Source organism: Bacillus sp. AR2-1 (assembly GCF_008368755.1).
In the GTDB taxonomy this organism is placed as follows: Bacteria; Bacillota; Bacilli; order Bacillales; family Bacillaceae_G; genus Bacillus_A; species Bacillus_A wiedmannii.
Map to the genome: position 1 here is coordinate 46743 of NZ_QORY01000008.1, position 12216 is coordinate 58958.

The 12216-nt window shown below is 36.4% G+C and carries 12 protein-coding genes; 11 read left to right on the forward strand and 1 reads right to left on the reverse strand.

What is annotated here, in order from left to right:
- Nucleotides 1-10: 10 nt before the first annotated feature.
- The 4 genes from udk to DT250_RS09840 all read left to right on the forward strand — a co-directional run bounded on the left by udk (nt 11) and on the right by DT250_RS09840 (nt 4016).
- Entirely contained in the window at nt 11-649 is a 639-nt protein-coding gene (gene udk, locus DT250_RS09825; RefSeq protein WP_000537082.1) for a uridine kinase, read from the forward strand.
- Nucleotides 650-928: 279 nt separating this feature from the next.
- Nucleotides 929-1405 carry a transcription elongation factor GreA gene (gene greA / locus DT250_RS09830; protein WP_000179964.1) on the forward strand — a complete coding sequence of 159 codons (477 nt, stop codon included), beginning with the start codon at nt 929-931 and terminating at the stop codon, nt 1403-1405.
- A 92-nt stretch (nt 1406-1497) separates the two neighbouring features.
- Nucleotides 1498-3252 (forward strand): peptidoglycan D,D-transpeptidase FtsI family protein, encoded by a 1755-nt coding sequence (locus DT250_RS09835; RefSeq protein ID WP_088064456.1) that lies wholly within the window; start codon nt 1498-1500, stop codon nt 3250-3252.
- A gap of 116 nt (nt 3253-3368) precedes the next feature.
- Nucleotides 3369-4016, forward strand: a complete 648-nt coding sequence (locus DT250_RS09840) for a YrrS family protein (RefSeq protein ID WP_060488236.1) — start codon at nt 3369-3371, stop codon at nt 4014-4016.
- Between the two features lie 34 nt (nt 4017-4050).
- On the opposite strand, the gene DT250_RS09845 is transcribed toward DT250_RS09840, so the two are convergent.
- The gene (locus DT250_RS09845; RefSeq protein WP_000010984.1) at nt 4051-4266 is read right to left on the reverse strand and encodes a YrzA family protein; all 216 of its coding nucleotides are present in this window, start codon (nt 4264-4266) and stop codon (nt 4051-4053) included.
- Nucleotides 4267-4402: 136 nt separating this feature from the next.
- Between DT250_RS09845 and DT250_RS09850 the strand changes: the two genes are divergently transcribed.
- The 7 genes from DT250_RS09850 (at nt 4403) to DT250_RS09885 (ending at nt 12214) form a co-directional block, all read left to right on the forward strand.
- A complete protein-coding gene (locus DT250_RS09850; RefSeq protein WP_088064455.1) occupies nt 4403-5041 on the forward strand; it encodes a class I SAM-dependent DNA methyltransferase in 639 nt (212 codons plus the stop codon).
- Between the two features lie 14 nt (nt 5042-5055).
- Nucleotides 5056-5751 (forward strand): 5'-methylthioadenosine/S-adenosylhomocysteine nucleosidase, encoded by a 696-nt coding sequence (mtnN, locus tag DT250_RS09855; RefSeq protein ID WP_048531328.1) that lies wholly within the window; start codon nt 5056-5058, stop codon nt 5749-5751.
- Between the two features lie 82 nt (nt 5752-5833).
- Nucleotides 5834-6757 (forward strand): O-acetylserine dependent cystathionine beta-synthase, encoded by a 924-nt coding sequence (locus tag DT250_RS09860; RefSeq protein WP_088608170.1) that lies wholly within the window; start codon nt 5834-5836, stop codon nt 6755-6757.
- Between the two features lie 3 nt (nt 6758-6760).
- Entirely contained in the window at nt 6761-7894 is a 1134-nt protein-coding gene (locus tag DT250_RS09865) for a bifunctional cystathionine gamma-lyase/homocysteine desulfhydrase (RefSeq protein WP_046956311.1), read from the forward strand.
- 259 nt (nt 7895-8153) lie between these two features.
- Nucleotides 8154-10757: a bifunctional acetaldehyde-CoA/alcohol dehydrogenase gene (gene adhE, locus DT250_RS09870; protein ID WP_088064453.1), complete on the forward strand. Its 2604-nt coding sequence runs from the start codon at nt 8154-8156 to the stop codon at nt 10755-10757.
- Nucleotides 10758-10883: 126 nt separating this feature from the next.
- A complete protein-coding gene (locus tag DT250_RS09875; RefSeq protein WP_048541451.1) occupies nt 10884-11111 on the forward strand; it encodes a YrhC family protein in 228 nt (75 codons plus the stop codon).
- A gap of 155 nt (nt 11112-11266) precedes the next feature.
- Nucleotides 11267-12214, forward strand: a complete 948-nt coding sequence (locus tag DT250_RS09885; RefSeq protein ID WP_048541454.1) for an ABC transporter substrate-binding protein — start codon at nt 11267-11269, stop codon at nt 12212-12214.
- Nucleotides 12215-12216 lie beyond the last annotated feature (2 nt).

Here is a 12216-nt window from a genome sequence, read left to right on the forward strand (position 1 = left end):
TGATAGTCGAATGGGGACGAATAAGCCTGTTGTAATTGGAATTGCTGGTGGTTCGGGATCAGGTAAAACGAGTGTAACGAAAGCGATTTTTGACCATTTTAAAGGTCATTCTATTTTAATCTTAGAGCAAGATTATTATTACAAAGATCAAAGCCATTTACCAATGGAAGAGCGTTTAAAAACAAATTATGATCATCCGCTTGCGTTTGATAATGATCTGTTAATTGAACATTTGCAGCAGTTACTTGCATATGAGCAAATTGATAAGCCTGTATATGACTATACATTGCATACGCGTTCAGAAGAAGTTATTCCAGTTGAGCCGAAAGATGTAATCATTTTAGAAGGAATTCTTATTTTAGAAGACCCACGTCTTTGTGAGTTAATGGACATTAAGCTATTCGTTGATACAGATGCAGATCTTCGTATTTTACGCCGCATGCAGCGTGATATTAAGGAACGCGGCCGTACGATGGATTCAGTTATTGATCAATACGTAAGTGTTGTACGTCCAATGCACAATCAATTTATTGAGCCTTCTAAGAAATTTGCGGATATTATTATCCCTGAAGGTGGACAAAACCATGTTGCAATTGATATTATGGTGACAAAAATTGCAACAATTCTTGAACAAAAAGTAAATTTGTAATAGCATAGTAAAAGATATACGATAGGAAGGGATTTTTTCCCTTCCTATCGAATACAATGAAACATGCAACCTCATCTATATATAGGTGAGGGCATATTTATATCAACTTTCCATACATATCTTCTTTATATAAAGAGGAATTGGGAATACGGGGTTGTATGTGACAACTCCGCTAGTACAGGCGTGCTAGAAACCTCCGCTATACATATAAGTGGGGGAGTTTTCATATGGAACTCCTCTTTTTTTTCGGGGGATTGGTATATAAAAGGAGTGGAAAATATGGCAACAGAAAAAACATACCCTATGACGCAAGAGGGTAAGCAAAAGCTAGAGAACGAACTTGAAGATTTAAAAACGGTAAAACGTAAAGAGGTTGTAGAGCGAATTAAGATTGCACGTAGCTTCGGAGATCTTTCTGAGAACTCTGAGTATGATGCAGCGAAAGATGAGCAAGCGTTCGTAGAAGGACGTATTACACAATTAGAAAACATGATTCGTAACGCAGTTATCATCACAGATAACGGCGAAGAGTCTACAGTTGTTACATTAGGTAAAACAGTAACATTTAAAGAGTTACCAGGTGGAGATGAAGAATCTTACACAATCGTAGGTAGCGCAGAAGCAGATCCATTTGAAGGAAGAATTTCTAACGATTCTCCAATTGCAAAAAGCTTATTAGGTAAGCAAATTGGTGAGAAGGTAGCAATCCAAACTCCAGGTGGAGAAATGCAAGTAGAGATTATCTCTGTAAAATAATAAAAAATCACTCGTGTAAAAGCGAGTGATTTTTTTATTTGTATAAAAGATGAAACACTCCGTCCAAACTATAATAGACGAGGTGTTTTTTTATGAAAATAAAACGGAGAATTACAATTGTTTTAATTTTTTTTATATGTATCATGTTTATTTTACTTTGTCGTTTAATTCAAATACAAATTATAGATACAGAATCATTTACAGATCGTAAGATAAATTTAATTGAAAAAAGTGTTACACAACGGACGCAGTCCATTACGGTAGATGATGGACGAGGCCATTTTATAGATCGGAACGGTAAGGGAATAGGTGAGAAAAAGTATCCTGTTTTAATTGTTTTTCCATTTCTACAAATAAAAAATGACATGTTAGAGAAAATTGCGCATATCATTGGTGTGTCGAGACAAGAGATTGAAAGTCAAATGAAAGACAAGAAAAGTGCATTTATCATGCAAAGGGGAAATGGTCCATTTCGCTTGGCACGAGAGCAGATGGAGAAGGTAAATCAATTAAATGTATTAGGTATTGTAGCAGCTGAAGTTCGTTTACGGCAAACTGGCAGGGTGAATCATTTAATTGGCGATGTGGGGGAGAATGAACGAGAATTTCAAAAACGATACGGAGAAGTAAGAAAAATTTCAAGGCAAACGCCAATTGGTATTTCAGGATTGCAGCAATCATTTGATGAATTTCTTTTGACCGATGGAGAGGCAAAAGTATTGTATCAAGTGGACCGACAAGGGGAACCGATTTTTGGAAAACAAGCGAAATATACTGCGCCTGGAAATCCGTTTTATCCAGTGACGATTCAAACAACTTTACATAACAGGTTACAGCAAAAAGCAGAAGAAGTGGTTGAAGCAAGCGAAATAAAGAAGGGGGGATTAGTATTACTTGATGTAAAGACAAATGAAATTTTAGCGATGGTCAGTAAACCATCTGTGCAGGTGAAGGATGAGCGTTTATATACAACTACACTTGAAAATCAAATGTTGACACCACATTTTCCCGGTTCTGTTTTTAAAACAATAGTTGCAGCGGCAGTGATTGATCAAAATGAAAATGTGTTTAATCGTACATTTAATTGTAATCAAGATTTATATGGTGAAGACCACCCACAAGTTATGATGGGTACACTTAGTTTTAAAGAGAGCTTTGCTAGAAGCTGTAACAGGACATTTTCAGAGTTAGGTAATGAGCTAATACAAAAGGATAAGATGGTGTTAGAAACTTACGTAGCAGCGTTAGGAGCCGCTAGTAAGGTTGGATGGAAAGGTTCTGTATTTCATACAACTCATTTTGAGCAAATGCCAGAGGAGAAGAGGGTTACGATTTGGGGTAGTGAAGGAAATAAGAATAGTAAAAAGGCGGTAGCGCAAACAGCAATTGGACAAAAAGATGTACGTATGTCACCTCTAGCGATTGCAAATATGATGGCGACGATTGCTAGAGGTGGAGAAAAGATGGAAGTGAAAGCTGTGGAAAAAATAATGTATAAAAATGGAACGGACTTCTATACATTTGAAGACCATACATTAGGTGGAAAACAGCTTTCCTATGAAACGGTGAAAACATTACAAGAGTTATTAAGGGGTGTTGTAACAACGGAGAAAGGAACAGGAGCAGCATTCAGGTCGTTACCACTAAGTGTTGCCGGAAAATCTGGGACAGCGCAAACAGGAAAAGGGATGAAAGTGAATCGTTGGTTTGCGGGTTATTTTCCATATGAAAATCCAAGATATGCTTTAGTTGTCGTGGATATAGAAACGAATAGCAATGTAAATAAAGTTACACCTATTTTCAAAGCTATCGTAGAATCAATCTATCGATTAGAGAATGAAAAGTAATCTTGCAATTCATAGTGAAATGTTTTCATTTCGTGAAAATATTATTGTAAATGTTCAACCTTTCTAGATTTAATGTTACAATAGCAAGTATGAAAAACTGCATGGAGGTTTGAAGAATGGCAGGAGGATCTAGATTCCAACAGAAACAACAAAAACGTCGTCAAAACGGTGTTTTAAATATTGCAATTGCAATTGTATTAATATTAGTAGCTATTGTATCATATCAATTGTTTGTTCCTGAAAGAAAAGAACAAGCGTCTTCTAGTGATAAAAAAGTAGCTCAGCAAACAACAAAAGAGAATAAGTCTGAGAAAGCTAAAGGCAAAGAAGAGACGAAGAAGAACGAGCAAGATAAGGCAGAGGCTAAGAATAAGGAAGAAGAGAAGCAAAAGGCTGAAGAAGAACAGAAAAAAGCTGAAGAAGAAGCGAAAGCTAACGAGAAAGTACCAGCTGAAAAAACACAGCCAAAGGCAACTGACGCTTATACGAAGTCTTCTTGGAAGCCAGTAGGTACAGAGCAAGGTGCAACACCTGCGATGACGTTTAAAAAAGGTACAGCAGATTGGAATGAGATGAACCAAGCAATTTCAGCTGCAATTGACGTTCCAGTAGAGCAATTAGTTATTCATCGAATCGGAAATAACGGTAAAAATAAAGCTTACGGTAACGTACAAGATAAACAATCAGGTAAAAAATATTATGTAAATATTGATTGGGTAGAGAATGAGGGCTGGAAACCAGTACTTGTTCAAACTCTAAACTAAAAAAGAGAGGCTCCTTAGGAGCTTCTCTTTTTTGTTAACGCAATTTTTTTAATTTAAAATGAACAACCGCGCTATAATACGGTCTTTTGCTTTCAGGATCCATAACCATTTGATGTGAGATGTGATGAACTTCAAGCATAAGTGCTTTATTATTATCAATTTGTTCACTAATTTTTCGTTCTAAAGAAGCTAAGTCTCCCGCTTCAAAAAATTCTACTTTATCTTCTAACATTTCAAAGGTAAATGACATGAAGACGGCCCCTCTCCTGTTTAATCAACTATAGTGTAACAAAGAAAAGAAGGAAATACCATGTACATTTCAATTGACATTTTTAGAAAGAGGGCATATTATACTGATAAAACCGATAAGAAAAAGGGGAATTTTTATGGGTACAGAATTTAATGGTTTATTTGATGAGTGGGCTCATACGTACGACTCATTTGTACAAGGCGAAGATATACAATATAAAGAAGTTTTCGCCCATTATGAGGACATTCTAGAGGATGTAGTTAACAAGTCATTTGGTAATGTATTAGAATTTGGTGTTGGTACTGGCAATTTAACAAATAAATTATTGTTTGCTGGACGCACAGTTTACGGTATAGAACCGTCACGTGAAATGCGCATGATTGCAAAAGAGAAATTGCCAAAAGAATTGTCCATTACAGAAGGTGATTTTCTTTCGTTTGAAGTCCCAAATTCAATTGATACCATAGTAAGCACCTACGCATTTCATCATTTAACAGATGATGAAAAAAATGTAGCGATTGCGAAGTATAGTCAATTGCTAAACAAAGGTGGTAAAATAGTGTTTGCTGATACGATATTTGCAGATCAAGATGCATATGATAAAACTGTTGAAACAGCAAAACAAAGAGGTTTCCATCAGTTAGCAAACGATTTGCAAACGGAATACTATACACGTATTCCAGTCATGCAGTCTATTTTTGAAAACAATGGCTTCCATGTAACGTTTACGAGATCAAATCATTTCGTTTGGGTAATGGAGGCAACTAAGCAATAGAAAGAGGGATTAGATTGAGAATTGCTGTAATTGGAGCAATGGAAGAAGAAGTACGTATTTTACGTGACAAATTAGAACAAGCAGAAACAGAAACGGTTGCGGGTTGTGAATTTACGAAAGGACAATTAGCAGGACACGAAGTAATCTTGTTAAAGTCTGGTATTGGTAAAGTAAATGCAGCGATGTCAACGACAATTTTATTAGAAAGATATAAGCCTGAAAAAGTAATTAATACTGGTTCAGCTGGTGGCTTCCATCATTCTCTAAACGTTGGAGATGTAGTTATTTCAACAGAAGTTCGTCATCATGACGTAGATGTAACAGCATTTAACTATGAGTATGGTCAAGTACCAGGAATGCCGCCTGGATTCAAGGCTGATGAAGCATTAGTTACATTAGCTGAGAAATGTATGCAGGCAGAAGAAAATATTCAAGTTGTAAAAGGTATGATTGCAACAGGTGATTCATTTATGAGTGATCCGAACCGCGTTGCAGCAATTCGTGATAAATTTGAAGACCTTTATGCAGTAGAAATGGAAGCAGCAGCTGTTGCACAAGTATGCCACCAATATGAAGTTCCGTTTGTTATTATTCGTGCGCTTTCTGATATTGCAGGTAAAGAATCAAATGTTTCATTTGATCAATTTTTAGATCAAGCAGCTCTTCATTCTACAAACTTTATCGTAAAAGTACTAGAAGAGTTAAAGTAATGTAACAAAAAGGCAACTGTCTCATATAAAGAAAATACATACAGTTGCCTTTTCTTTATTGGCAAATAAGGGGGAGAACACGATGAATGTATATCGTGGAGTTCATGAGTTGATTGGTCATACACCAATTGTAGAAATTACTCGTTTTTCACTTCCAGAAGGGGTCCGTTTATTTGCAAAGCTTGAATTTTATAACCCAGGTGGAAGCGTTAAGGACCGTTTAGGAAGAGAATTAATCGAAGATGCGCTAGAAAAAGGGCTTGTTACCCAGGGTGGAACAATTATTGAACCAACTGCAGGAAATACTGGTATTGGACTGGCACTTGCAGCGTTACAACATGATTTACGCGTTATTGTTTGTGTACCAGAGAAATTTAGTATTGAAAAACAAGAATTAATGAAAGCACTAGGCGCAATGGTCGTGCATACACCGACTGAGCAAGGAATGACCGGCGCAATTGCAAAAGCAAAAGAATTAGTAAATGAAATACCGAATTCATACTCTCCAAGTCAGTTTGCGAATGAAGCAAACCCGCGTGCTTATTTCAAAACACTAGGTCCTGAACTGTGGGATGCACTGAACGGAGAGATTAACATATTTGTTGCAGGAGCAGGAACTGGTGGTACATTCATGGGAACTGCATCTTATTTGAAAGAAAAAAATATAGATATAAAAACGGTTATTGTCGAACCAGAAGGATCTATTTTAAATGGTGGTAAAGCTGGTTCGCATGAAACAGAAGGGATTGGCCTTGAATTTATCCCGCCATTTTTGAAAACATCTTATTTTGATGAAATTCATACAATTTCTGATCGAAATGCATTTTTACGAGTGAAGGAATTAGCGCAAAAAGAAGGACTGCTCGTTGGGAGCTCTTCCGGAGCAGCATTTCATGCAAGTTTACTTGAAGCAGAGAAAGCGGCGCCAGGTACAAATATTGTAACGATTTTTCCTGATAGTAGTGAGCGTTATTTAAGTAAAGACATATACAAAGGATGGGAATAAAAAATGAGAGCAAAGACAAAGTTAATTCATGGTATTCGCATAGGAGAACCTTCAACTGGATCTGTAAATGTACCGATTTATCAAACAAGTACGTACAAACAAGAAGCAGTTGGTAAGCATCAAGGATATGAATATTCACGTACAGGCAACCCAACACGTGCAGCTTTAGAAGAAATGATTGCAGTATTAGAAAACGGTCATGCTGGTTTTGCATTTGGTTCAGGAATGGCTGCTATTACAGCTACAATTATGTTGTTCTCAAAAGGTGACCACGTTATTTTAACAGATGATGTGTATGGTGGAACGTACCGCGTTATCACGAAAGTATTAAATCGCTTCGGCATTGAGCATACATTTGTAGATACAACAAACCTAGAGGAAGTTGTAGAAGCGATTCGTCCAAATACGAAAGCGATTTATGTGGAAACACCAACGAACCCATTACTGAAAATTACTGATATTAAGAAAATATCTACTCTTGCTAAAGAGAAAGATTTATTAACAATTATCGATAACACATTCATGACGCCATATTGGCAGTCGCCGATTACTTTAGGAGCAGACATTGTACTTCATAGTGCAACGAAATATTTAGGAGGTCATAGTGACGTAGTTGCAGGCCTAGTAGTTGTAAATAGCCCGCAATTAGCAGAAGACCTTCACTTTGTACAAAACTCAACAGGAGGCATTCTTGGCCCACAAGATAGCTTCTTACTACTTCGTGGTTTAAAAACATTAGGAATTCGAATGGAAGAGCATGAAACGAATTCACGTGCAATTGCTGAGTTTTTAAATAACCATCCAAAAGTAAATAAAGTATATTACCCAGGTCTTGCATCACATCAAAACCATGAACTAGCGACAGAACAAGCAAATGGATTTGGTGCTATTATCTCATTTGATGTAGATAGTGAAGAAACATTAAATAAAGTACTAGAGAACTTACAATACTTTACACTTGCTGAAAGTTTAGGGGCAGTAGAAAGTTTAATTTCTATCCCATCTCAAATGACACATGCATCAATCCCAGCAGATCGTCGTAAAGAGCTAGGAATTACAGATACATTAATTCGTATTTCTGTCGGTATTGAAGACGGTGAAGATTTAATTGAAGATCTAGCACAAGCGTTAGCATAGTAAAAATGCACTGCTCATATAGGCAGTGCATTTTTATTACATCTTTTTGTGAAAAACTTCACAAAATAGACATACACAAATGAAATCATTTCATGTATATTAAGTTCATGAAGTGTTACTCACGAACAAACTTGTGAAATATTTCACAAACAATGAGGTTCATGTAGGAAAGCAACTCTATTTTTTTTGCGCTAATCGGGACTCATTATGACCTATAGGGTCTTATTTAGTCCATGATAGCAGAATAGGAGGAATTTACATGGTAGTCAAAGAGAAAGTTGTAAATGAAATGCAGGAAGTAAAAGAGATGATTGATACGTTAGTGAATAACGGTCGAAAGGCTTTACAAGCATTAGAAAGTTTTACACAAGAGCAAATTGACAACATTGTTCATGAAATGGCATTAGCAGGTGTTGATCAACATATGCCGCTTGCGAAGTTGGCTGTTGAAGAAACAGGTCGTGGTGTATATGAAGATAAATGTATTAAAAATATTTTTGCTACTGAATATATTTGGCATAGCATAAAAAAAGATAAAACAGTAGGGATTATTCACGAAGATCCTCATGAAGAAATAATAGAAATTGCGGAACCTGTCGGTGTAGTAGCTGGGGTAACGCCAGTAACGAATCCAACGTCGACAACAATGTTTAAAGCATTAATCGCGATGAAAACGAGAAATCCAATTATTTTCGCATTTCATCCTTCAGCACAAAACTGTTCCATTGCAGCGGCGAAAACAGTATATGATGCAGCGGTGAAGGCCGGGGCACCAAAACATTGTATTCAGTGGATTGAAAGACCTTCTGTCGAAGCAACGAAACAATTAATGAACCATGAAGGTGTTGCGCTTGTTTTGGCAACTGGAGGAGCAGGTATGGTGAAATCAGCTTATTCTACTGGAAAACCAGCGCTAGGTGTAGGTCCTGGTAATGTACCATGCTATATAGAGAAATCAGCGCATATAAAACGAGCTGTTAATGATTTAATTTTATCAAAAACATTTGATAACGGTATGATTTGTGCATCAGAACAAGCAATCATTGTAGACAAGGAAATTTATGATGATGTGAAAAAAGAAATGATTGCAAACAATTGTTACTTTGTAACAGAAGAAGAGAGAAGAAAATTAGAAAAGCTTGTTATTAATGAAAATACATGTGCAGTAAATAGTGATATTGTAGGGAAATCAGCACAGTACATTGCCGCATTAGTTGGAATTACTGTGCCTGAAAATACAAAAATGCTTGTAGCTGAAATACAAGGTATCGGAGGAGCATATCCACTATCTCGTGAGAAACTGAGTCCAGTATTAGCTTGTGTAAAAGCAAATTCACTAGAAGAGGGACTTACATATTGCGAAGACATGTTAGACCTTGGTGGTTTAGGACATTCAGCAGTCATTCATTCTACAAATAAAGAAGTACAAAAACAATTTGGATTACGTATGAAAGCTTGCCGTCTTATTGTAAACGCTCCTTCATCACAAGGTGGAATCGGTGATATATATAATGGATTTATTCCATCACTTACGCTTGGTTGCGGCTCGTATGGGAAAAACTCAGTTTCTCAAAACGTAACAGCGACGCATTTATTAAATATAAAAAGGTTGGCAAATAGAAAAAAGAATATGCAGTGGTTCAAATTACCACCAAAAATTTATTTTGAAAAACATGCGACAGCATATTTAGCAAATATGCCTAACATTTCACGTGCATTTATTGTAACGGATCCAGGAATGGTTGAGCACGGATATGTAGATACGGTTACGCATTATTTACGTAAACATGCAAATGATGTAAAAGTCGAAGTTTTCTTTGAGGTCGAGCCAGATCCATCAGATGAAACTGTGTTTAAAGGTGCGGAAATGATGAGAAGTTTTAAGCCAGATGTAATTATCGCACTTGGTGGTGGTTCAGCTATGGATGCAGCGAAAGGGATGTGGCTTTTCTATGAGCAACCAGAAACAACATTCTATGGAATTAAACAGAAGTTTTTAGATATAAGAAAACGTACATGTAAATATCCGGAATTAGGAAGTAAGGCGCAGTTTGTTGCCATTCCAACAACATCAGGAACAGGATCAGAAGTAACACCATTTGCGGTTATTACAGATAAGAAAAATAATATAAAGTATCCGCTCGCGGATTATGAATTAACACCAGATGTAGCAATTGTTGATCCACAGTTTGTAATGACAGTACCACCACATGTAACAGCAGACACTGGTATGGACGTATTAACGCATGCAATCGAGGCGTATGTGTCTGTTCTAGCAAATGACTATACAGATGGATTAGCATTAAAGGCCATTGATCTCGTATTTAAATATTTACCAAGAGCATTTAAAGATGGAAATGACGAAGAAGCACGAGAAAAAATGCATAATGCTTCTGCAATCGCAGGGATGGCATTTGCAAATGCTTTCTTAGGTATTAATCACAGCTTAGCACATAAAATTGGACCGGAATTTCATATTCCGCATGGGCGTGCGAATGCAATTCTTATGCCGCACGTAGTTCGCTATAATGCTATTAAGCCAAGAAAACACGCATTGTTCCCAAAATATGAGCACTTTGTGGCTGATGAACGCTATGCACATATTGCGAGAATGCTCGGGCTTCCAGCAGGCTCGACAGCAGAAGGTGTGGAATCCCTCGTCCAAGCAATTATTGAGCTTGGAAAAAGCTTAAATATAAATATGAGTATTGCAGGACAAGGAGTTGCTAAAGACCAATTTGAAGAGGTTGTTGGATTATTAGCAGAAAGAGCTTTTGAAGATCAATGTACAACAGCTAATCCGAAATTACCTCTCATTTCAGAGTTGAAAGAAATTTATATGGAAGCATATAAAGGGGAGTAATGGGTATGAAAGAGTCGCAATAAAGCGGCTCTTTTTCATTTGGAAAACATCTCCCAGAATGGCTGTATTTACTGGTCTTTAAGTTTAATGGAATATGATACAGTGAAATAGAGGAGTGAGAATATAATGAAAGAATTACAAGGGAAAATAGAAGATTATACTCGGTTCGGACAAATCCTTCTCGCTGTAAGTACATTGTTAATGGTTGGCTTATTGATTCCGAATGGAGCAAAAGAAGCAATACAATCTTTTGTTATGATGGGGAGTACCGTTATATTTTTAAGTTTATCATTCTTTTTCTTTCAGCGTGTGAAAGTGATGCGAGAACAGTTAGAGGGAAACGAATGTGAGTAATATTATGAAATAGAGCACTACGAAAAGAACGAATCTTTTTGTAGTGCTTTTTGTTTTTGTAAAAAATGTATGCGGTTTATATTGACAATGATAATCTTTATCAATTAAAGTAGAATAGTAGTTAATGATTATCATTATCATTTAGAGGTGAAAGAATGAAAAAATCTATTACGCTATTCACAGCGATTTTATCTATTTTTTTCTTGTTAATAGGTTGCAATGCAAAGGGAGACGAAAAAGCATCTGCAACAAAAACAGAAAAAGGAAAAGAGAAAATCGAAGTTACCGACCTATCAGGAAGAAAGGTAACATTCGATAAAGTGCCAGAGAGTTTTGCAACATTAAGTATGGGGGACATGAATATTATTCATGCTTTAGGCGGAAAAATAGTAGGTCGTCCGGATGCAAAAATAACTCTTCCAGAGGATGTAAAGAAAGTACAAGTAATCGGGAATGCACATCAACCGAATTTTGAGCAAATCGCTAGTTTAAAACCGGATGTACTTATTGCTAACAATGGGTTTCAAAAGAATGTTCCAACGGTTGAAGGACAAGGAACGAAAGTAATGATTTCTTCTGCGAATTCTGTACAAGATATTCAAAAGAATATTGAACTATATGGAACGATAATGAAGAAAGAAGATAAAGCAAAAGAACTTAATCAAAAAATTAATGATCAAATGAAGACATATGAGAAAAAGAGTGATGTGAAAGCACTGTTAGTATACGGAGCACCAGGTACTTATTTAGCAGCATTACCAACATCTTTATCAGGTAATATTTTAGAAAAAACAGGCGGAAAAAATATTGCAGCTGATTTTCCGGAAATGAAGGAATATCCGCAATATGCGCAGCTAAGTGTAGAACGTATTATTGAGGCAAATCCAGATGTGATTTATTTAATTACACATGGAGATCCAAATAGCGTTAAAAAAGCATTTGAAGGCGAAATGATGAAAAATGAAGCGTGGAAAAATTTAGATGCAGTAAAACAAAATCGTGTAGTTATTTTGCCACCAGACTTATTTGGATCAAATCCTGGAACAAAAGTTACAGAAGCAATGGACTTTATGTATAAAAGTATACAAGATGTAAGGAAATGATA